The organism is Achromobacter deleyi, from assembly GCF_902859705.1.
GTDB lineage: Bacteria > Pseudomonadota > Gammaproteobacteria > Burkholderiales > Burkholderiaceae_B > Achromobacter > Achromobacter deleyi.
In genome coordinates, this window is sequence record NZ_CADIJO010000008.1 from 136811 (window position 1) to 156950 (window position 20140).

Annotated in this window: 20 protein-coding genes; 13 read left to right on the forward strand and 7 right to left on the reverse strand. The window is 67.1% G+C overall.

From position 1 onward, the window contains the following. The first annotated feature begins 51 nt into the window (after nt 1-51). Nucleotides 52-1845: an LVIVD repeat-containing protein gene (locus tag HV798_RS14065; protein ID WP_175192118.1), complete on the forward strand. Its 1794-nt coding sequence runs from the start codon at nt 52-54 to the stop codon at nt 1843-1845. A gap of 24 nt (nt 1846-1869) precedes the next feature. On the opposite strand, the gene HV798_RS14070 is transcribed toward HV798_RS14065, so the two are convergent. Next, complete coding sequence (locus tag HV798_RS14070) at nt 1870-3045, reverse strand: GGDEF domain-containing protein (RefSeq protein WP_175192117.1); 1176 nt, start codon at nt 3043-3045, stop codon at nt 1870-1872. Nucleotides 3046-3246: 201 nt separating this feature from the next. Between HV798_RS14070 and HV798_RS14075 the strand changes: the two genes are divergently transcribed. After that, nucleotides 3247-4068: a DUF7822 domain-containing protein gene (locus HV798_RS14075; protein WP_175192116.1), complete on the forward strand. Its 822-nt coding sequence runs from the start codon at nt 3247-3249 to the stop codon at nt 4066-4068. Between the two features lie 11 nt (nt 4069-4079). Here HV798_RS14075 and HV798_RS14080 read toward each other — a convergent pair whose 3' ends face one another. Together HV798_RS14080 and HV798_RS14085 are read right to left on the reverse strand one after the other, a co-directional pair. Beyond that, on the reverse strand, nt 4080-4559 hold the full coding sequence (locus tag HV798_RS14080; RefSeq protein ID WP_025136081.1) for a VOC family protein: 480 nt from the start codon (nt 4557-4559) through the stop codon (nt 4080-4082). 190 nt (nt 4560-4749) lie between these two features. Then, nucleotides 4750-5667 (reverse strand): aromatic alcohol reductase, encoded by a 918-nt coding sequence (locus HV798_RS14085; RefSeq protein WP_175192115.1) that lies wholly within the window; start codon nt 5665-5667, stop codon nt 4750-4752. Between the two features lie 276 nt (nt 5668-5943). On the opposite strand from HV798_RS14085, the gene HV798_RS14090 reads away from it, so the two are divergent. From HV798_RS14090 to HV798_RS14120, 7 genes are all read left to right on the forward strand, one after another. Further along, nucleotides 5944-6843 (forward strand): LysR family transcriptional regulator, encoded by a 900-nt coding sequence (locus HV798_RS14090; RefSeq protein WP_175192114.1) that lies wholly within the window; start codon nt 5944-5946, stop codon nt 6841-6843. Nucleotides 6844-6980: 137 nt separating this feature from the next. Beyond that, nucleotides 6981-7889 (forward strand): DNA/RNA non-specific endonuclease, encoded by a 909-nt coding sequence (locus HV798_RS14095; RefSeq protein ID WP_175192113.1) that lies wholly within the window; start codon nt 6981-6983, stop codon nt 7887-7889. Between the two features lie 139 nt (nt 7890-8028). Then, entirely contained in the window at nt 8029-8514 is a 486-nt protein-coding gene (locus HV798_RS14100) for an EF-hand domain-containing protein (RefSeq protein WP_175192112.1), read from the forward strand. Between the two features lie 214 nt (nt 8515-8728). Further along, the gene (locus tag HV798_RS14105) at nt 8729-9430 is read left to right on the forward strand and encodes a hypothetical protein (protein WP_175192111.1); all 702 of its coding nucleotides are present in this window, start codon (nt 8729-8731) and stop codon (nt 9428-9430) included. A gap of 176 nt (nt 9431-9606) precedes the next feature. Beyond that, nucleotides 9607-10293, forward strand: coding sequence for a hypothetical protein (locus tag HV798_RS14110; RefSeq protein WP_175192110.1), 687 nt, complete (start codon nt 9607-9609; stop codon nt 10291-10293). A 40-nt stretch (nt 10294-10333) separates the two neighbouring features. Continuing rightward, nucleotides 10334-10825, forward strand: coding sequence for a hypothetical protein (locus tag HV798_RS14115; RefSeq protein ID WP_175192109.1), 492 nt, complete (start codon nt 10334-10336; stop codon nt 10823-10825). Nucleotides 10826-11057: 232 nt separating this feature from the next. After that, nucleotides 11058-12107, forward strand: a complete 1050-nt coding sequence (locus HV798_RS14120; protein ID WP_246288806.1) for an SGNH/GDSL hydrolase family protein — start codon at nt 11058-11060, stop codon at nt 12105-12107. Here HV798_RS14120 and HV798_RS14125 read toward each other — a convergent pair. Then, complete coding sequence (locus tag HV798_RS14125; protein WP_175192227.1) at nt 12104-12646, reverse strand: DUF1801 domain-containing protein; 543 nt, start codon at nt 12644-12646, stop codon at nt 12104-12106. The genes HV798_RS14120 and HV798_RS14125 overlap by 4 nt on opposite strands. Before the next feature lie 323 nt (nt 12647-12969). Between HV798_RS14125 and HV798_RS14130 the strand changes: the two genes are divergently transcribed. The 4 genes from HV798_RS14130 to HV798_RS14145 all read left to right on the forward strand — a co-directional run bounded on the left by HV798_RS14130 (nt 12970) and on the right by HV798_RS14145 (nt 17788). After that, a complete protein-coding gene (locus HV798_RS14130) occupies nt 12970-14271 on the forward strand; it encodes a UDP-N-acetylglucosamine 1-carboxyvinyltransferase (RefSeq protein WP_175192108.1) in 1302 nt (433 codons plus the stop codon). A 78-nt stretch (nt 14272-14349) separates the two neighbouring features. Beyond that, nucleotides 14350-15198, forward strand: a complete 849-nt coding sequence (locus tag HV798_RS14135; protein ID WP_175192107.1) for an alpha/beta fold hydrolase — start codon at nt 14350-14352, stop codon at nt 15196-15198. A gap of 179 nt (nt 15199-15377) precedes the next feature. Next, entirely contained in the window at nt 15378-16757 is a 1380-nt protein-coding gene (locus tag HV798_RS14140; RefSeq protein WP_175192106.1) for an HdeD family acid-resistance protein, read from the forward strand. Beyond that, nucleotides 16754-17788, forward strand: a complete 1035-nt coding sequence (locus HV798_RS14145) for an Lnb N-terminal periplasmic domain-containing protein (protein ID WP_175192105.1) — start codon at nt 16754-16756, stop codon at nt 17786-17788. The genes HV798_RS14140 and HV798_RS14145 overlap by 4 nt, the downstream gene beginning before the upstream one ends. Nucleotides 17789-17793: 5 nt before the next feature. On the opposite strand, the gene HV798_RS14150 is transcribed toward HV798_RS14145, so the two are convergent. Genes HV798_RS14150 through HV798_RS14160 form a run of 3 tightly spaced genes read right to left on the reverse strand, consistent with a single transcriptional unit; the run spans nt 17794 to nt 20061 of the window. Next, nucleotides 17794-18537 carry an SDR family NAD(P)-dependent oxidoreductase gene (locus HV798_RS14150; protein ID WP_175192104.1) on the reverse strand — a complete coding sequence of 248 codons (744 nt, stop codon included), beginning with the start codon at nt 18535-18537 and terminating at the stop codon, nt 17794-17796. 9 nt (nt 18538-18546) lie between these two features. Then, the gene (locus HV798_RS14155) at nt 18547-19383 is read right to left on the reverse strand and encodes an alpha/beta fold hydrolase (RefSeq protein ID WP_175192103.1); all 837 of its coding nucleotides are present in this window, start codon (nt 19381-19383) and stop codon (nt 18547-18549) included. Between the two features lie 36 nt (nt 19384-19419). Further along, a complete protein-coding gene (locus tag HV798_RS14160; RefSeq protein WP_175192102.1) occupies nt 19420-20061 on the reverse strand; it encodes a TetR/AcrR family transcriptional regulator in 642 nt (213 codons plus the stop codon). Nucleotides 20062-20140 lie beyond the last annotated feature (79 nt).

A 20140-nucleotide genomic window follows, 5' to 3' on the forward strand; every position in this document is an offset into this window, starting at 1 on the left:
CCCGCCGCCATAGCCGCATCCGGCGAGCGCCCCTGTACCCAAGGAGACTGCATGTCCATTCACCGCCCCCACTGGCCTGTCCGTTTCGCGGGCCCGGCCTTCGCCTCGCTGTTGCTGGCCGGCGCCGCGCTGCCGGCCTGCGCCCAGACCGCGCCGGCCGCACCGAACAAACCTGCTGCGCCTGCCGCCACGCCCGGTACGCCCAACGTGCAGGACCCCTATCTGGCGCAATGGTTGCGCCTGACGCCCGAGCGCCGGCCCGTGCCGCAAAAGCCCGGTGTGGATTACGGCATGGATCCGGCGACCGGCCAGTTCATCTGGCCCAAGGCCACGCCCGAAGTGCACACCGGGCAGAAATTCCCCGGCGAAATGACAAGCTGGGACAAGCAAAGCTACGCCAAGAACGTCAAGGTGCTGGCCTTCTACCCCGGCGTGGGCTCGCCTTTCCATGCCTGGAACAACATCGCCGACTTCGAGGGCCGCCGCTACCTGTATGTGCACGACCGCGACTACCTGCGCATCCTGGATGTCACCGATCCGGCCCACGGCAAGATCGTCTATTCCAAGGGCGGCGTCTGGGGGCCGAAAGGGTCCAGCGAAAAGTACGATCCGAATACCGTGCAGGACTATCTGGGCGGCGCCACCATCGCCTGGAGCAAGAAGCTGGGCAAGCCGGTGCTGGTTGCCTCGTTCGAGATCGGCCGCTATGGCCTGATGAACGAAAAGCTGGAGCAGCCTGACAAGGTCGCCGCGCAGCGCCAGTACAACTCGCTCAAGGGCTTCAAGGTCTTCGTCATGGACGGCCCCTTGCCCAGCCAGTGGCGCCTGATTGCCACCCGCACCACGGATCACCAGCATCCGGACGCGCCGGTCGGCCAGCAGCGCGGGTCCGGTTCGCTGGATTCGCCGGAGTACTACGGCGGCAAATACATGATCCTGTCGGCCGCGCCGGACGACACCTACGGCCTGACCGAATACCCGAACTACCTGTATTCGCCCGGCTATCAGGTCTGGGACATGAGCGATCCAGCCGATCCCAAGTTCGTATCGCAGATCGCCGTGCCGGGCCAGATCCTGGGCGACAAGGAACACGAAGAGACCTACCTGATGAATCCGCGGGCGGGCAACCGCACATCGTGGATGGGGTCGCGCAACCCCATCTTCCTGTCGCAGCCGCTGGAAAACGGCGGCAAGATCGGCTTTGGCGCAATGGGCGGACTGGGGGTGTACGCGTTCGACCTGTCGGACCCGGCCAAGCCCAGGATGCTCAGCGGCGTGAACACGGCGCCCAGCTTCGCCGGCACCGAATTCGACAACGCCGACGTCAGCCAGTACGCGCGCACCGGCTACGTGTTCGCCAACGGCTACCCGATGAACCGCGACTGCTATGAACCCTATAAAGACATTTTCGTCATCGACGCCCGCGACCCCTCGCACCTGAAGGTCGCGGCCAAGATGCCGCAACCCGAAGTGCCGGCCGGCGCGCCGTTCACCAGCTTCTGCCAGAGGGGCGGCAACTTCGGCCCGAAGCGCGCCAATGCCATCGGCCAGCCGGGCCAGTGGCGCCAGGGCATCGTGCCCTACTCGTTCTACAACGCGGGGGTGCAGATCTTCAACGTAGAAGATCCCGCCAAACCCACCATCGCCGGGTACTTCGTGCCCGCGCTGGCCGATGAATCCGAGCTGCCCGTCTATACCCTGGGCAAAGGCGTGTTCTCGATCTACACCGAGTACGACCGCAACATCATCTGGGCCTTCACCGAGAACGGCGCGTATGCCTTGTCCACGCCCTTGCTGGGGGAACCGAAGCTGGGCATGGCCGACAAGCCCTGGCCGGCGCGCTAAGCGACCGGGCCACGGCAGCCTGGTTCAATCGGCGGCCGCGGCCTCAAGCATCCAGGCTGGCTCCAGCCGGTTACCGCCCAGCGCCTTGGCCCGGTACAAGGCCTGGTCGGCCCGCGCCAACGCATCGGCCAAGGGCGGCGCGGCGCTGTCGTACCGCGCCAGCCCGATGCTGACGGTGGCGCGCAGCCCCAGGCCGCCAGCGGGATCGGCGATCGTGTCGGCGAACCGCCGGGCCGCGGCCTCGCCCAGCGCCTGGGCCTGGCCGGCTGCATCCCCCGACAGCAAAGCCGCGAATTCCTCGCCACCGATGCGCGCCAGGATGGCATTGGGGCCGAGCACGTCGCGCACGATCTGCGCGAACGCTTTCAGGACGTGGTCGCCGGTCTGGTGGCCGTAGCGGTCGTTGATGGCCTTGAACTGATCCAGGTCGAACGCCAGCACGGCCACCGGTCCGCGGGCGACGCTGTCGTCGATGGCCCGCGCGCCCTGCTCGAAGAACCAGCGGCGGTTGCCCAGGCGGGTCAGGTAGTCGGTCTGGGATTCCAGCACCAGCCGGCTCAAGGTTTCTTCACGGATGAGCTTGATCAGCGTCATCGGCAGAATCACCGAATACAGCACCCCTTCGTACATGGTGATGTTGCTGGCCAGCAGTTGCGCCGATGGGCCATGGGCCGCCACCCACCAGGGCAGGATGAAGGCCCGGCCCAGATAGATCAGTGCATGGATGCCCGCAACCGCCACGGCGATATAGCGTGTCTTGAAGGCTTTCAGGGAATCGCACCGCCATAGTTCCCACGCGGTCAGGCCGCTGACGAGCGCGATGGGAAAGGCACTGACGTATTTCCAGACCACATCCTGCCCGCCCGCGCCGGCCACCAGCCAGATCAGGGCCATGACGGCCAGCAAGGCAAACGCGCGGACCCGGTAGCGCCGCCCGCTCAGCGAGGCCACGCTGTTCAGCACCAGCAGGTAGCCGCTCAGGATGACCAGGTTGCTCAAGGCCGGGCCCAGCACGGCGGGCAGGTCGGCGCGAAACAGCACCGACGTACAGCCGACCGCCAGCGTGGCAAAGCCCGCGGCCAGCAGGCGCAGCGAATGGCTGCGGGTGGGATGGGTTCGATGCTCCCAGAACGTCAGGCCGGCGCTGGCCAGCAGCGTTCCGATGGTGATGAGATAAAGGGTGAGGAGATCGACGTACATCTCGAATAGGGAGGTGTTGCGCCGGGAGAGGCGGCGGCAGTCGCAATTTTAGGGGGAAAACCTTCGCACGGATGTGACGAATACAGGGAACCACGAAGGTGATACGCCCCTATTTTTTGCAGGCAAACCCGCAATTTCACCCCGCCCGGCCACGAATTGAGGTCAACTAGCGTCCCCAACGCTTGCGAGATTCCCGCCGCCATGGCCAACCGTTCGTATCTCTACAGCTTGAGCAACCGCCCCACGTCCTACGCCGACCGGCCCGAGACGATTTCGGGTTTGTCCGAATGGCCCTACGACGTGCCGTTCATCTACCGCCTGCTGATGTCGGGCGACCCGCAGCTGTGCGCGTCGCTCGTTTCCGATGGCCTGGACGACGATGAGCCCGGTTCCCGCACCCGGCTCTACGCCATCAGCAGCCCGTTCGAACCCGGTTTCGAGCGGGTCAGGCGCTTCCTGGACATCCTGCGCGTTGCGGTGGCCGTGCCGCTGCCCACCGCCTCGCCGGCCCCGGCCGCGCCGCAACCGGTGTCGTTCCTGGAACGCGTCAAGCGCCTGTTCTCGCCGGCCAAAAAGCCGGGTTCGTCGATTCCGGTGCAGGCAGCCACCACGTCGTACGCGCCGCCGTCCGACCTGCTGGTGGCGATGGACGAAACCCTTGCCTTTCTCGAGGCGCACCGGGACGCATACCTGCTGCTGGAAACCATCGAACTGGACATCATGAGCGAGTCCGGCGAGGCGGCGCTGAAGGCCAGCGTCGAGCAGGAACTGGCGCGCTGCCAGCATGCCGGCGCGGCGCTGGACGCGTTGCCCGCGGATATCGCCGAGGCCGCACGCCAATTGAAAAGCGCCTCGGTACAGCAGGCCGCCGAACCGCTGGACGTGCTGTTCGGGCTGCGGCTGGACAATGAATTCGACAGCACCCGCAGCGGCGCCACGGAATATCCGCTGGGCCTGGAATGGTCGGACGTGCTCTATTTTGAGCTGTTCAACCGCAGCGAATACGAAGCGCGCCAGCGCTAACGCCGGGAGATCTACCCCCGGCGCGCCGCCTCGATCGCGGCAACGTCGATCTTGCCCATCTGCATCATGGCCTCGAAGGCGCGCTGGGCCACGCCCGGGTCCGGGTCGGTGATGGCATCGGTCAGCACGCGCGGGGTGATCTGCCACGACAGGCCCCATTTGTCCTGGCACCAGCCACAGACGTTTTCCTTGCCGCCGTTGCCGACAATGGCATTCCAGAGGCGGTCGGTTTCTTCCTGGTCGTCGGTGGCGACCTGGAACGAAAAAGCTTCGTTGTGCTTGACGCCCGGGCCGCCGTTCAAGCCCAGGCACGCAACGCCCATGACCGTGAATTCCACCGTCAGCACGTCGCCCCGCTTGCCGGACGGAAAATCGCTGGGGGCCCGCATGATCCGGCCCACGGCGCTGTCGGGAAACGTCTTGGCGTAGAACTGGGCGGCTTCCAGGGCGCCACCGTCATACCAGAGGCAAATCGTGTTTTTGCTGACCATTCGGGTTCTCCTGTCGATGACGCACCCGGCCCGCGACGCATCGGCGCGCGCGGGCCGCCTGAAACATGCTGCGTCGTCGAGAATACTGCGCGCCCCCGGCCGGCAGGCGTTACCAAGCGTAGGCAAATGTCCGGGCCTGGCGGACGGCAATCACCGTCCTGCGCGAAGGTCGTTTCAGTAATGACAGGCCCTAGGCATTGGCGCGCAGCCAGTCTTGCATGCTTGTGACGGGAATGCCGTGCCGGGCATTGAAAGTCTCGGCCTTGTCCCAGGCCACGCCGCGCCCTTGGGCGAACACGGCACGGTACTTGCGCATGGCGCTGTCTGGCTCGGCGGCCAGCAGGCGTTCCAGTTCGGGCACCGTCCATTCGTGGCGTTCGAGCTGGCCGCCGCGCACGTGGTCCAGCGCGTCGGCCACCTGGCGGTACGTGACCGTATCGCCGGCCACGAACACCGCCTGGTTGGCGATGCGCGGCCGGGCGAACAGGATCTCGGCCGTCAACGCGCCGATGTCGTCGGCGGTGGTCAGGGTCACGGCGGTGTCCAGGCTGCCCAGCGCGTTGACGCGGTTGGCGGCCAGGTCGACCACGCCAAATGCGGGTTCGAACAGAAAGCTGGTGAACATGCCGGTGGACACGATGATCCATTCGGTGGCCTGCTGCGCCCGCAGCAGGTCGCGCACGTCCAGTTGTTCATCGAACAGGTCCTGCGGACTGCCCCGGCCGATGGCGTCGTAGTCGACCCCGAACTGCCACGGCACGAAGCGCTTGACCCCGCCATCCAACGCGGCCCGCGCGATCTTGCGCTGCACGCCGGGGCCGCCGACAAAGCCCGTGCACGAGATCACGGTATGGAAACGGCCGAAGGTAGCGGCCAGCTCGGCGGCCGATTGCTCGGCCAGGTCGCCGTGGACGATGTCGACGCCCAACGCACGCAGTTCGGCCAGGTCTTGTTGCCGGGCCGGGTCGCCGGAGGCTGCGGACGACGGGCGCAGCAGCACCGATAACGACACGTCGCCAGCCTGGCGGGCCCGCGGCGCCAGGGCGCGCAGCATGGCCATGCCGAGCTGGCCGGCGCCCAGGACGAGAATAGTGGTGTGATTCAACATGAATGTCCCCGAGGGATGAGTCGATGGATTGAAGACGGAGGTCTGTGGGAGGCAGCCTGCGGCCGATCGCCAGAGCGATGCGACACGACGCGGCGGTGATGTGTTGGCCAGTGTAGGAGCCCCTCGGCCGGCCATTGTTCGCGCTGCTTGAATACACATCGCAGGGACCAACCGCCCGTAAAAACCGGGGCGTTGTTAAGATCGCGCCATCCCCGCCGGACTCAGCGCACGCAGGCGCCGCCCCTTCATCACACGCCCTTTCAGCAGGCATGGCCCATGGACAAACTTCAAGCGATGGCAACGTTCGTGCGGGTCGTCGAGGCGCGCAGCTTCAGCCGCGCGGCGCAATCGCTGGCGATGCCGCGTTCGTCGGTGACCACCGTCATCAAGCACCTGGAAGCCCACCTGGGCACGCCGTTGCTACGGCGCAGCACCCGCAGCCTGAGCCTGACCGAGGCGGGCGAACGTTATCTGGCGGCCTGCCAGGCCATCCTGGCCGATATTGCCGCCGCGGAAAACGACGTGTCCGCCGCCACCCTGGCCCCGCGCGGCCGGGTACGCGTCGACATGCCGGGCACCATCGGGCGCGCCATCGTCGTGCCGCGCCTGCTTGAATTCGAAACCCGCTACCCGGACATCGAAGTGGTGCTGGGCCTGAGCGACCGGCCGGCGGACCTGATCTACGAAGGCATCGACTGCGCGATCCGCAGCGGCGCGCTGGCCGATTCCACGCTGGTGGCGCGCCCCTTGGGCCAACTGACCTGGCTGACCTGCGCGTCGCCCAAGTACCTGAAACGCTTTGGCGAGCCGGAATCGGTGGCGGCGCTGGCCTCGCACCGCGTCGTGAACTACCTGTCCAACGCCACCGGCCGGCCGCTGGACTGGCGCTTTCGCGTGGCGGGCAAGGCCATGTCGGTGGCCCTGCCCAGCCGCTACGCCATCAACGAGACCGAGGCCTATCTGCACTGCGGGCTGGAAGGGCTGGGGCTGATTCAGTTGTCGGAACTGGCGGCAGCCGTCTACCTGCGCAGCGGACGGCTGCGCGAAGTGCTGGCCGATGCCCGCTGCGCGCCGGTGCCGATTTCCATCGTCTACCCCCAGGCCCGCGCCACGGCGGCGGTCAAGACCTTCGTGGACTGGGTCATCGAGATCGCGCGGCCCGAACTGACGCCGTGATTCGGCGCTAGGGCGACGACGCATTCAAGGTGCGTCGCGCGCCCGCTTGTGCGCCGACAAGTGACAAATTCATCACTCATCTACAATCCGGGGTCACATTGGCTGCCTCTGGCGGCCGGTCCGTAGCCCCAGGTAGCATGACGCGCGCGAAGAAACCCGCTCCCAGAAAGAGAAGCACCTCCTCTCGAACGAATTCCCGGTCCGCCGGCCGCATTCCCCGTTTTTTACGGGCGTTGGTCGTGACCTCGCTGGCCAGCTTCGGCGCCGCCACCTACATGCTGAATCCGCACTGGCGGATGCCGGCATCGGCCAGCGACCTGCTGTCGCGGCTGGGCTGGCCGTCGCAAGAGCGCACGGCGCCAGTCGCCTTGCCCACGCCCAATTCGGCGCTGGTGCAGACCACTTTTACCGACTGCCCGCAGTTCTTTCCGAACGCGCGCCCGCCCGCCGTGCCGGCCAGCCAGCGATTGCGCGAGGTCTGTTTTTCGTCATTCGCGATCCTGCACAATGGCCAGACCAAGACGCCCGTGTTCGTGGCCGAACGGCTGAACCGGCAGAACCTGGCGCAGGCCAAGGGCCTGCACCGCACCGACAAGTTCTACGCCGACGCGCGGCTGCCGCGCGCCGAGCGGTCCGAGCTGGACGACTACCGGGGGTCCGGCTATTCCCGCGGCCACATGGCGCCGGCCGGCGACATGGCCACGCCCGAAGCCATGGCGCAGAGTTTTTCGCTGGCGAACATGGTGCCGCAGGACCAGACCCACAACGCCGGCCCCTGGAGCCGCATCGAACAGGACACGCGCCAATACGTGATGCGAGCGGCGGGCGACGTGTACGTGTTCACCGGCCCGGTCTATGTCGACCGGCCCAAGACCATCGGGTCGGGCGTGGCAGTGCCGACCTATATCTACAAAGTGGTGTACGACGCCACCAGCGGCCGTTCATGGGTGCATTGGCAGGCCAACAGCGCCAGTACCAAGGCCGGCCCGCCGATCAGCTATGAAGAGTTCGTGAAACGCACGGGGATGCGGTTGTTGCCGCAGTAGCCAATGCAGGGCTACCGCGCCGAATATCAACGACCTTCAGCGTTGATTACCGGGTTTTAGTATTCGAAAACATATGGCAACACGGGTTATTCGAGTCAGCGATATGATTTGCGCCGCTTGATTGTCTAAAAGGATAACCATGAAAAATGTCACCCGGACCGGCAGCCTGACCGCAGCGTTGCTGCTTGCCTTGCTGACGGGCGGCGCGATGGCGCAATCGGCGCCCGCGGCCCCTGCCCCGGCTGCCGCGCAACCTGGCAAGTCGGACGCCAAAACAGCCGAGCCAGCCAAGGCGGGCGAAAACCAGACTGACGCCGGTAAAACCGACAAAAGCCAAACGGGTGCGGGCAAAGCCGGCGCCAACCCGGCCCCCGACGCCGTCAACCGCCCCATGACCGAGCAGGAATACTACGCCCGCATGGAAGCGGCCTTCGACAAGCAGGACATTAACGGCGACGGTTATCTCACGCGCGGTCCGCTCTTGAATGAAGCGACCTCGGAACAGGTGGCCGCGATGGACACCGACGGCGACGGACGCATCAGCAAGGCTGAGTTTCTGGACTATGCAATGAAGAATTTTCGCAGCCGGCCTAAATACGAAATGAATCGCAAGCCCAAGCCTTGAAACCCTGGCGTTCAGGCGAGCGTGGGGCCGTCATTTTCCTGTTAACGAATAGATACATAAGACAGAAAATCGGCAATTCGCGCACGCCATGACGCGTGCTAATTTACGGCCCGGCAGTACGTGCCTGGTAATAGGTACCCGGTAATACCTACCCAGTAAAACGTGCGTCGCCATACCGACAACGCATTTCCCATTTCCTACAAGACTCCCCCCTATGCACATGATCCCCGATCGCGCCCCGGCTTTCACGCCCGCCAAGAAGCGGCTGATGTCCGGCATTTACGCTGTTGCCCTGGGCCTGGCTTTTGTGGCGGCAGCGCCGGTCATGGCGGCGCCGGGGGATGCGCCGGCATTGGCGCCGGGCCAGCTTCCGCCCCGCCCCCAGTCCCAAGTCCAGCCGCAATCGCAGCCACAAACGCAACCGCAATCCCAATCGCCGGCGCTGCCGCCCCGGCAACCGCAGACCCAGCCCCAGGCGCAGCCGCAACAAGCGCAGCCGCAAGCCGGCCAGGCCGCTGCTCCGGGCCAGACGCTGCAACGGGTGCAAAAGACCGAAATCCTGAACCAGGCCGCCTACGAGCGCCTGCTGAACAATAGCGGCGTCACCTTGCAGTGGCTCTGGAGCGACAAGCGCGGCCACCTGACGGCTCGTGACGACCGCGACGTGGTGAGCCTGGAAGGCGGCCAGGTCAACGGCGACCGCTCGGTGGAACTGCGCGGCGAAGTGGTCTCGATCTCGGCCGACCGCTTCACTTTCCGCGGCACCATCCTGATCCTGAACGCGCCCGACCCGGGCCGTCGCTGCGAACGCACGGGCGACTATGAATTCCGCGCCACCGGCAAGCGCAAGTACTGGCGCCTGCAGCAGATGGAAGCGTGCGGCGGCCTGACCGACTACGTCGATATCTACTATTGAAGTGCCTGCGGCGCGGCGGCCTGCCGCGCCGTTGCCATCGAAGAACGAGCCGACCGGCGCCCTGCCGTGGCACGGCAAAAATCAGAACATTCCAATGTTCGCGGTGAGTTGCGCTGCGTAATCTGCAAGGCCTTGGCCCACCCTGCAGTTGCTCTACGCAATCCTCGATTCTTCTCATGAAATCCCCTGCACCCCTGGGCGCCGCCGGCGCCCAGAACGCTTCGTCCTTCGATACCCTCCCCGAATTCGACTACCGCGCCCTCGCCCGGCAGGCGCTTGCGCAAGACATCGCTTCGCTGCGACGTCAGTCCCTGACAGGCGCCGCGCCGGTCAAACTCTACGAACACGGCTGGGGCGCCGCCCTGCTCTGCGGCCTGACAGGGGGATTGCTGCTGGTTGCCGGCCTGCTGGCGGGCCTGGAATTGAAGCGTTGGCTCATGGGCGCCATTGGCGTCATCAGCGGCTTGCACCTGACCAAGGCAGCCCTGCGGGCGTTCTGGCTGCAGCGCAAACCCTATGCCGTGCTGTCGCACAAGGGCGTCTGGCTGCCCGACCTGAACACCTTGGTCCCCTGGGATCAGATCACCGACGTCGGCACGGAAGAGCAACTGAACCTGTCGGCGGGCGCCACCACCCTCGTCAGCAAGCGGATCGTGCTGACCATGGCCCCGGGCTATCAGCCGCCCAGGGACGCCCGCAATGGCTCGCGCACCCGCTATGCGGCAACGTCCAGGGAATACGGCTTGCCATACCCCTCCCGTGACACGGCGCCCGAGACGGCCGTTGCGGCCCTGTCGCGCTACAGGGAGGCGAATGCGGCGCTGGCCCGCGCCACCGCCGGCGCCAAGGGATGCGCCGATTAGCGGTATCCTGTTGCCACCTCGGCATACACGGGACCCCTGAATGAACCCCACCCTGATCAAATGGATTACCAGCGTTGTGTTCGGCCTGCTGGTCGGCCGGGCGGCTTTTGGCGTCGTCAATCCCATCCTGATCGTGCTGTTCGGCCTGAACCATCCGGCAGGGCAGCCCTATGTGGCCGATGCCCCTGACGTGCTGGACCGCATGCTGATCACCGGCACGATCATCAGCGCGTTGATCACGATTGGGGTGGCGGCGGCGTTGCTCCGCATTCCCGACAACCGCGGCCGGGCCGGCTGGGGCTGCGTGCTGCTCGGCGTGACGCTGCTGCTGACGCTGGCGGCCAGCGTGCTGACTATGAACCCCAGCCTGCAAGACGCCGCCACGGCCGGTGCGCAAGCCGCCAACGACACCAAGACCGCGCTGTTCTTCTGGACGCTGATCTTCGGGCTGCCCTACCTCGGTGGCGGATTGCTCCTGACCATCGGCGGTTCGGTGCTGATCCGCAAGCGCCGCGCCCCGGCGCTGCAATAGCCAGGCCGGCGGGCACCGCGCTATCGCCGGTCGCTCGCCCTTGCTAAGATCGCGCGCTTTGAACCCGCATGGATTGCCCCGCATGACGAACGCGCGCCCTGGCTTGAACGCCACCTCGATCGCCCCGGCGCTGGTGCGCGGCGCCCTGGAACTGGAAGCGACCGCGCGCGGCCTGCTGCCGCATCGCCTGCCTGCGTAGGCGCGTCAGCAGTGCCCGGACCCGCAACTGGCCATGGCCGAATCGCAGCCGTCGGGCGTGCGCCTGGTGTTCCAGACCACCGCCACGCGGATTGAACTGGATGTTGCCCCCACGCGCTACGTCTATGCCGGTGTGCCGCCACGACCTGTGGGCATCTACGACCTGCGGATCGACGGCCAACTGGCCGCGCAGGCCAGCGCGGATGGCGGCGACGTCGTCACGATCAACATGGCTACGGGCGCAGTCTCGCGGCACACGGGGGCACTCGCCACGCTGCGCTTTGCCGACTTGCCCGGCCACGCCAAGCGGGTCGAGATCTGGCTGCCCCATAACGAAACCACTGAACTGGCCAGCTTGCGCAGCGACGCACCGCTTGAACCGGTGCAGCGCGATGGCCGGCCCGTATGGCTGCACCACGGCAGTTCGATCAGCCACGGGTCCAACGGCGACAGCCCCACCGCCATCTGGCCGGCGCTGGCCGCCCGCCTGGGCGGGGTGGAACTCTTGAATCTGGGTTTCAGCGGCAGCGCCTTGCTGGACCCCTTCATGGCGCGCGTCATCCGCGACACGCCGGCCGATGTGATCAGCCTGAAGCTGGGCATCAACCTGGTCAATGCAGACCTGATGCGGCTGCGCGCATTCGGCCCGGCGGTGCATGGCTTTCTGGACACGATCCGCGACGGCCATCCCGATACGCCGCTGCTGGTTGTGTCGCCGATCCATTGCCCGATCCATGAAGACACGCCGGGCCCCGGGGCCTTCGATACCGACGCCCTGGCCGTCGGCAAGGTGGCCTTTCGCGCCACCGGTAACCCGACCGAGCGCCAGGCCGGCAAGCTGACGTTGACGGTGATTCGCGACGAACTGCGCCGCATCGTCGCGCAGCGCGCCGCCACCGATCCGCAGCTACGCTATCTGGACGGCATGACGCTGTACGGGCCGGCGGACTTTGCCGAACTGCCGCTGCCCGACCGCTTGCATCCGGACGGCGCATCGCACCGCCGCATGGGCGAACGTTTCGCGCGGCTGGCGTTCGGCGCCGACGGGCTGCTGCTGCCGACCGCCTCGGGCGCGAAGGGTTAGCGCACCGGTTTATCTGCCGGCTTGTGCGTCGGCTTGTGCGTCGCTTTTTGCGTCATCTTTTGCGCGGCCTTGCGCACCGGCTTCGCTCCGGCTGCGTTCAACGCCGCCGCGGCGCGGATCAATGCCTTCAGCGCCTGGCCGTTGATCGCGCCGCCTTCGTGGATGTCGATGGCGCGGCGGGTATTGCCGTCCAGGCTGGCATTGAACAGGCCCGCCGGGTCCTCGAGCGCGGCGCCTTTGGCGAAGGTGAGTTTCACGGCGCTCTTGTAGGTCTCGCCGGTGCACAGGATGCCGCCGTGCGACCACACCGGCACGCCGCGCCATTTCCATTCCTCGATGACATCCGGCACGGCCTGCCGGATCAACTGGCGCACCTGCGCCAGCACTTCACCGCGCCAGTCGGCCAACTCGCGGATGCGGGCGTCGATCAGCTGGGCGGGGGATGACGCGGCGGCGGCGGCAGGATCGGCTTTGTCGGCTTTTGTGGATTTTGCGGATTTTGCAGCTTTGTCGGCTGTTGCGGCTTTGGCAGTGCTCATGGCGGCGGTCCTTGGCGAAAAGGCGGACTGGCTCGGGGCAATGGTCCGGCGGACTTTATACCCAAGCTGACCTGGGGCGTCCATGCAGGCTGGCCCCAATATCCCGGGCTCGCGCCCAGATTTCGAGCCCGCCCCGCCCAACCCTGGGCCAACGCCAGGGCTGAACGCCAGACCGACACCCCTGCCCACGCAAAGCCAGGCAACACGGTTTGCAGTCTGACACCATTTTCACCAGAGGCGCCCAGCGCCCGCCAGGCCCGCCCGGTACAATTTCCCGCGCCCTTCCCCCAACCCGCTTTTCCTGTCGTCCAAGCTCCTCGCCCATGTCCAATCTCATCGTCCACGGCGGCACGCCCCTGCGCGGCCGCGTCATTCCGTCAGCCAACAAGAACGCCGTGCTGCCCGTGCTGTGCGCCACGCTGCTGACCGACCAGCCACTGCGGCTGCATGGCGTGCCCGACATCACCGACGTGCGCAAGATCCTGGACATCTTCCGCACGCTGGGCAGCGAGGTGCGGCTGGACGAAAGCACCCGCACGCTGGACCTGCACCACCGCGACACCGCATTCGACGCGGCGCAGCACCGGCTGCCCGAGGAAATGCGCTCGTCCATCATGCTGGTGCCGCCGCTGCTGGCGCGCTTTGGCGTGGCGCGGCTGGAAGACAACGTCAAGGGTTGCACGCTGGGCGTGCGCGAGATCGACCCGCACGTGGACATCTTCCGTTCGTTCGGCGGCGAGGTCGAACGCGCCAGCGGTTCGCTGCTGGTGCGCAGCGCCGGCCCGCTCAAGCCCACGCACCACTGGCTGGACTACGCGTCGGTCACCACCACCGAGAACTTCGTGCTGTGCGCAGCGGCCGCCGCGGGCGAATCGACCCTGACCAACGCGGCGTCCGAACCGCACGTGCAGGAATTCTGCCGCTTCATGGCCATGATGGGCGCCGATATCGACGGCATCGGCACCTCGCGCCTGACGGTGCGCGGCGGCGCCACCTTGCGGGGCGGCGAATTCACCTTCGAAGAAGACTTCCACGAAATCACGACCTTCCTGGCGCTGGGCGCCATCACCGGCGGCGACGTGGTGGTGCGCAACAGCACGCCCGGCAATTTCCCGCTGATCGACCGCACCTTCGCCAAGTTCGGCGTGCAGATCGTGCACGAGAACGGCTGGTCGCGCGCGCTGCGCAACGGCCCGCTGAAGGTGCAGACGCCCTTCACCAGCAATGTGCTAACCAAGGTCGAAGCCGCGCCGTGGCCGTATTTTCCGGTGGACCTGCTGCCGATCTTCATCGCGCTGGGCGTGTGCGCCGAAGGCAACGCAATGTTCTGGAACAAGGTCTACGACGGTGCGCTGGGCTGGACGGGCGAGCTGTCCAAGTTCGGCGCCCACGTGTTTTCGTCGGACCCGCACCGGGTCATCACCTTTGGCGGCAATCCGCTGACGCCAGCGGTGGTCGAAAGCCCCTACATCATCCGGGTCGCAATCGCGCTCTTCATGATCGCCAGCAGCATCGACGGCCGCTCGGAAATCCGCAACGCCACACCCATCCGCCGCGCCCACCCGCGCTTTGTCGAAAACCTGCGCAGCCTGGGCGTGCAGGTCGAATGGGCCAGCGAGGAATAAACGGGGCACGGGTTTCCTATAATCGGGGGCTACCCACGGACGGCGCCACGGTGCGCCCTAGCCCCCAGGACCCCCTACATGCTTCCGATTGCCCGCCAGGATATCCACGTGCCCACCCGGCAAGGCCGCCTTTTCGCGCGCCGCTGGGACCCCGCGGGCCAGGGCGTTGACAGGGCTGACAGCATTGGGGCGGGAAACACGGCGGTTGGAAGCTCGGCGGCCAACCTCGCCCCCATCGTGCTGTTCCACGACTCGCTGGGCTGCGTCGACCTGTGGCGCGACTTTCCCGAGCACCTGGCCGCGGCCACCGGCCGCAGCGTCATCGCCTATGACCGGCTGGGCTTCGGCCAGTCGGCCCCCAACCCCGCCACGCTTGCCACCGGTTTCGTCGAGGCCGAGGCCCACGAGGGCTTTCATGACCTGCGCCAGGCGCTGGCCATCGGCCGCTACATCGGCCTGGGCCACAGCGTGGGCGGCGGCATGGCGATCTGCGCGGCGGCGGCCTACCCCGACGACTGCGTGGCGCTCATCACCGAGTCGGCCCAGGCCTTTGCCGAAGACCGCACGCTGGACGGCATTCGCGCCGCCCAGCGAAACTTCGCCGAACCCGGCCAACTGGACCGGCTGAAGAAATACCACGGCGACAAGGCCGCCTGGGTGCTGGCCGCCTGGGTCGATACTTGGCTGTCGCCGGCCTTTGCCGACTGGAATTTGAACGACACGCTGCGCCAGGTGCGCTGCCCCGTGCTGGCGCTGCACGGCGAACTGGACGAGTACGGTTCGGCGGCCCATCCCGAACGCATCGCGGGCCTGACCGGCGGCAAGCAGGCGCTGCTGGAAAACTGCGGCCACGTACCGCATCGCGAACAGGAACGCATCGTGCTCGACCTGGCCAGCCACTGGCTGCAGGCCGTGACCCCTCGCTAAGCGGGCCTGACGCCGGCGTCCTGGCGACGCCGGCCCGCCGCCCGTACGGCGTGGCACCCGTGATACCCGTCGTGATACTTTAGTACCGCCCTGGCAGCCGCGCCGCGACCTATTCCGCCAAGCGCCGCCCGCCAAGCCCGAACCGCAATGCCCGCCTCTCTCTACGGAGTGCTAGGAACATGAGCCACCTGGTCTTGCTGCTGCTCGGCGTTGATTACCTGCACAAGCGCGCGCGCACGCTCGCCATCATCGGCTGGCTGGTGCTGGCCGCCGGCATCACGATCTTCATCGATGCGCTGGACGGGGCGCTGTATTTTCCGCTGTACCTGTTTGCCACGCTGTTCGTCATCGAAGGGCTGGCCACGCTGGCCATCGCCACGTCCGGGGTGGGCGGCCAACGGGTGCTGCGCTACGCCAAGGGCCTGTTCGTGCTGGCCGCCGGCATCCTGATCCTGGCCGGGCACCATCACGGCCATTTCCTGCTGTCGATGATCTTCGGCCTGCTGTTCCTGGCGGACGGGTTGCTGCAGTGCATTGCCGCCTACGTGGTGCGCTATCCGCGCTGGCGCTACGTGTTTGCAGCCGGCGTGGTCGAGATCTTGCTGGCGATCTTCTTCTTCCAGCCTTACCCCACGCATTACGTGGGCACGGTGCCGTACTGCCTGGGCCTGTTCCTGGCGTTTTCGGGCATGAAGCTGGTCTGGCTGGCACGCCGGGTGCGCAGCCTGGATTCCAACCCGGCGCTGGCCGACAACCCGCATCCCGACTTCATGCCGACCCGTGTCGATGGCCCGGCCCAGACCGTGTTCGACGGCCCGCCGCTGGCCAGCGAACGCGCCTTGACGGTGCACGTGTGGACGCCGTCCGGTTCCGCCAAGACGGCCACGCGCAACTACCCCGTGCTGGACCGCTACATCGCCGCCGTCGACATCAACGGCGTGGTGTCCACCGGCCACGCCGCGCTGGAATCGCCCGAAGGCGTGTACATCAGCCTGTACCCCGCGCAGGAAATCGACCATTCGCCCGAGCAGTTCGGCACGCTGCTGCGCGCCACCGCCGACAACAACGTGCCCGGCGTGTACCAGCCCGATTACGCCACCGAATCCCGCGCCTGGTGCCCGTCCACCATGCAGGTGCGCATCCGCAACTACGACGCGGCCAAGCTGCAGGCGTTCTGGGACGTCTACCGCCAGACCGAGATCTACAACCTGACGCACCGCAATTGCTCCAGTTCGGTGTCGGCGGCGCTGGAAGCCGCGCTGGACGGCGTGGTGGGCCGCCTGCACGGCCCGCGCGCCGGTTGGGGCGTGCTGCTGCGCCTGCTCTTGACGCCCGAGCTCTGGGTGGCCGCGCAGATTCGCAAGCGCGCCCTGACCATGGCCTGGACCCCGGGGCTGACGCTGGACTATGCCCGGGCGCTGAGCATGCTGGCCGACCCGCGGCCGTTCGGCTGGTGGAAGATGTCGCAGGCCGCCCTTCGGCAGATCGCGACATTGCGCGCCGGCTGGCGCCGCCAGGACCGCGAGGCAGGCGCCCGCAGCGCACAGGCCCAGCCATGATCGGAACCCTTGCCGCGGGCGTGGCCGTTGCGGCGGGCGCGGCCTGGGGCGCACTGGCGCTGTGGTTCCAGCCCTTGATGGGTGCGCGCTGGCGGCCCCTGCTGCCCGCGGCCTGGCTGGCGCTGGCGGCCGCCGCGCTGATCGGGCTGGCCACCGGCCACGCCTGGCCGGCCTGGGGCTTCGGCGGGCTGCTCTTGATGCTGCTGGCCTGGTGGCGCTGGGGCGTGCGCCCGTCCAACGACCGCGACTGGATTCCGGAAGTCGCCCGCATCACGCAAGGCTCGGTGCAGGGCGATACCCTGACGCTGCGCAACGTGCGCAACTTCAACTGGCGCAGCGCCACCGACTACGACGTGCGCTGGGAAACGCGCACCTATGATCTGTCGCGCCTGGCCTCGGTGGATCTGGCGCTGTCGTACTGGGGCCGCCCGGCCATCGCGCATGCGCTGGTGTCGTTCGGCTTTACCGATGGCCAGCAGGTGGTGTTTTCGGTGGAAATCCGCCGCAAGCGGCACGACAAGTTTTCGGAAATCGGCGGGTTCTTTCGCCAGTATGAATTGTCGGTGCTGGCCTCGGCTGAAGAAGACAGCCTGCGCGTGCGCACCAATATCCGCGGCGAAGACGGCTACCTGTACCGCGTGCACATGCCCGACGGCGCGGCGCGCAAGCTGCTGCTGTCGTATGTGGACACGGCCAGCCAGCTGGCGCGCCACCCGCGCTTCTACAACACGCTGACCGCCAACTGCATCACCATCATCTACCAGCTGGCTGACAAGATCGTGCCCGGCCTGCCGCTGAACTACCGGCTGCTGCTGTCGGGTTACCTGCCCGAGTACCTGTACCGGCTGGGCACGCTGGAAGGCGCGGACAGCGCGGCAGCCTATCGGCGCGCCGGGCGCTATACCGAGCGGGCGCGGGCCACCACGGACCCGGCGCAGTATTCACGCAACATCCGCCGTGGCGTGCCCGGCGTACCATCTGCCGATGACGACGACGCCGCTGACCCACGCGCGCCAGGCGCCCCAACCTAGACCCGTCAGGTCAGGTTCAAGCCCCCATCCGACAGCAGGATTTCCCCGGTCAGATAATCGGACTGCACCAGCAACGCCACCGCCTGCGCAATGTCGTCCGGGCTGGCCGCGCGGCGCATCGGCGCGCGTTCTTTCCAGAGCTGCTGCGCCGCGGTCCAGTCCTGCGTCAGCGGCGTATCCACCAGGCCCGGCGCCACCGCGTTGACGCGGATGTTCGGGGCCAGCGACACGGCCAGCAGCCGGGTCACGTGGTTCAGCGCAGCCTTGGCCGCCGCATAGGGAATGGACGCGCCCTTGGGCCGCACCCCGGCATGCGAACTGACATTGACGACGCACGCCGGCTTGCCGCCCGTGGCCGCTGCCAGCAAGGCGGCCTGTGCTTCGGCCACCAGGCGAAACGGCGCCACCACGTTCACTTCGTGCATCTCGTGCCAGATTTCCGGCGTGGCGGCGGCCAGGTCGCCATGCGGGATGACGCGGCTGATGCCGGCGTTGTTGACCAGCACGTCCAGCCGGCCCCAGGCGGCGACGGCCTCGCGCACCAGCCGGACCCGGTCGGCATCCACGGCCAGGTCGGCCTGCACGTAGACGGCCGAACCGAGTTCGGAGGCCAACGCGTGGCCGGCATCGGCCGAACGGCGCGAATGCAACACAAGGGAATAGCCGTCACGCGACAGGCGCCGGGCGATGGCGGCGCCGATGCCGGACGTGGATCCGGTGACCAGCGCGACGGGAGCGGAATGCGGCATGAGCGTCCGTTATGAAAAAGCGTGGCCCGCGCCAGGCGGACAGCGGCCAATGAAGGCCAGAAGGCGTTCCGTGATGGCCGCCGGATGATCCATGCTGGGCAGATGCGCGGCGTGGACCGATTCGTACGCCTCGCCCTGGGGCAGCATCTGCGCCACGCGGCGCGCGCGTTCCTGGATGTGGGGAAAATCCAGATTGCCCCACATCACCAGCGCGGGCGCCGTGAATTCCTGCAGGCGCGAGTACGCCGCCACGTTGTCCTGGCTGGCACCCGCGGGCGCTGCGCGCAGCGCCCGCCCATGCATGTCCAGGAATTGCTCGCGCACCGATCCGGCGACGCGGCCTTCGGCGGCCAGAGGGCCGTCCAGGAACACACGCGCTTTCAGGCGGTTGACCTGATCGATATCGCGCGCGGCCTCGGCCGCCTTCAACGGCGCCATCAGCGCTTGCAGCGCGGGCGGCAGCGCCGCTTCGGGCGCACCGGCTACGGTCGGCGATATCAGCACCAGGCCGCGCACCGAGGCCGGGTGCAGCAGCGCCGCGTCCAGGGCGATGCGTGCGCCTTGCGAGCATCCCACCAGGATCACCGGCTTGCCCCTGGCGGCTACATCGATGACGGCCATCAGGTCAGCCACGGCCGAGTGTTCCTCGGCCTGTCCGCGCGTGTCGCCGAAACCGCGACGGTCGTAGGCGATGGCCTGGCAGCTTGCGGCGATGCCTGCCATCTGGAGCCGCCACATGCGGCGATCGCAGATGGACGCATGCAGAAACACGACGGGATCACCACGACCAACGGTTTCGCCAGCCAGCACGGCATGGCCGTTGGCGACGTCAAAACGAGAATGCATGGCCTAACCTCGCAGGCGCCGGAATGAGCGGCAATCTTACCCCCGGGCGGATGACGCCAGGCTGTCCAGGTAGGCACACAGCATGTCGCCCAGCGCATCGGCATACGCGTCGATTTCCTGGGCGGTGCGCGGGCTTTCCGAGAATTGCTTGCCGACCGAGCTGAAGGTGGTGGTGATCAGGTCGCCGGCCAGCGCGCGGGTGGCCTCGGAAGCCTGCGGCAGCGCTTCGCGCAGAAAGGCCTGGACGATGCGGGCGCCCTCTTCCTTGGTGGCCTTGGCTTCGGGCGCATCGCGGTACAGCGGCGCGGCGTCGTTGAGCGCCACGCGCATCACCGCTTCTTCGCATTCGGAATGCAGGAACGTGCGCACCACCGTGCGCAGGCGCTCGTGCGGCGGCTGGCTGGCGTCTTCCAGAATACCGCGCAGCAGGCCTGACGTCTGCGCCCATTCTTCCATCTGCAAGCGGTACAGGATGGCGGCCTTGTTGGGAAAGTACTGATAGAGCGACCCGATGCTGACGCCCGCCTTTTCCGCGACGCGCGCCGTGGTGAAGCGCTGCGCCCCTTCCTGGGCCAAAACCTGAGCCCCGGCTTGCAGAATGGCGGCGACCAGTTCTGCCGAACGGGTCTGCTGGGGCTGTTTTCGCTCGGAAAGCCTGGCGTTGCGGCGTGTGGTCATGGGGTGCCCCGAAATGCGAATAGAGAAATGCGACGAATTCGTCGTATTCTAAACCGGCACCGGCAGTGCTTCAACGGAC

Excerpts from the sequence above, each read along its gene's own strand:
- HV798_RS14080 (WP_025136081.1), bottom strand. The coding sequence starts at position 4,559 with ATGGTCAGCAAAAACACGATTTGCCTCTGGTATGACGGTGGCGCCCTG.
- HV798_RS14075 (WP_175192116.1), top strand. The coding sequence starts at position 3,247 with ATGGCCAACCGTTCGTATCTCTACAGCTTGAGCAACCGCCCCACGTCC.
- HV798_RS14115 (WP_175192109.1), top strand. The coding sequence starts at position 10,334 with ATGAACCCCACCCTGATCAAATGGATTACCAGCGTTGTGTTCGGCCTG.
- HV798_RS14130 (WP_175192108.1), top strand. The coding sequence starts at position 12,970 with ATGTCCAATCTCATCGTCCACGGCGGCACGCCCCTGCGCGGCCGCGTC.
- HV798_RS14085 (WP_175192115.1), bottom strand. The coding sequence starts at position 5,667 with ATGTTGAATCACACCACTATTCTCGTCCTGGGCGCCGGCCAGCTCGGC.
- HV798_RS14105 (WP_175192111.1), top strand. The coding sequence starts at position 8,729 with ATGCACATGATCCCCGATCGCGCCCCGGCTTTCACGCCCGCCAAGAAG.
- HV798_RS14140 (WP_175192106.1), top strand. The coding sequence starts at position 15,378 with ATGAGCCACCTGGTCTTGCTGCTGCTCGGCGTTGATTACCTGCACAAG.
- HV798_RS14135 (WP_175192107.1), top strand. The coding sequence starts at position 14,350 with ATGCTTCCGATTGCCCGCCAGGATATCCACGTGCCCACCCGGCAAGGC.
- HV798_RS14125 (WP_175192227.1), bottom strand. The coding sequence starts at position 12,646 with ATGAGCACTGCCAAAGCCGCAACAGCCGACAAAGCTGCAAAATCCGCA.
- HV798_RS14100 (WP_175192112.1), top strand. The coding sequence starts at position 8,029 with ATGAAAAATGTCACCCGGACCGGCAGCCTGACCGCAGCGTTGCTGCTT.
- HV798_RS14090 (WP_175192114.1), top strand. The coding sequence starts at position 5,944 with ATGGACAAACTTCAAGCGATGGCAACGTTCGTGCGGGTCGTCGAGGCG.
- HV798_RS14120 (WP_246288806.1), top strand. The coding sequence starts at position 11,058 with ATGGCCGAATCGCAGCCGTCGGGCGTGCGCCTGGTGTTCCAGACCACC.
- HV798_RS14065 (WP_175192118.1), top strand. The coding sequence starts at position 52 with ATGTCCATTCACCGCCCCCACTGGCCTGTCCGTTTCGCGGGCCCGGCC.
- HV798_RS14150 (WP_175192104.1), bottom strand. The coding sequence starts at position 18,537 with ATGCCGCATTCCGCTCCCGTCGCGCTGGTCACCGGATCCACGTCCGGC.
- HV798_RS14155 (WP_175192103.1), bottom strand. The coding sequence starts at position 19,383 with ATGCATTCTCGTTTTGACGTCGCCAACGGCCATGCCGTGCTGGCTGGC.
- HV798_RS14095 (WP_175192113.1), top strand. The coding sequence starts at position 6,981 with ATGACGCGCGCGAAGAAACCCGCTCCCAGAAAGAGAAGCACCTCCTCT.
- HV798_RS14145 (WP_175192105.1), top strand. The coding sequence starts at position 16,754 with ATGATCGGAACCCTTGCCGCGGGCGTGGCCGTTGCGGCGGGCGCGGCC.
- HV798_RS14070 (WP_175192117.1), bottom strand. The coding sequence starts at position 3,045 with ATGTACGTCGATCTCCTCACCCTTTATCTCATCACCATCGGAACGCTG.
- HV798_RS14160 (WP_175192102.1), bottom strand. The coding sequence starts at position 20,061 with ATGACCACACGCCGCAACGCCAGGCTTTCCGAGCGAAAACAGCCCCAG.
- HV798_RS14110 (WP_175192110.1), top strand. The coding sequence starts at position 9,607 with ATGAAATCCCCTGCACCCCTGGGCGCCGCCGGCGCCCAGAACGCTTCG.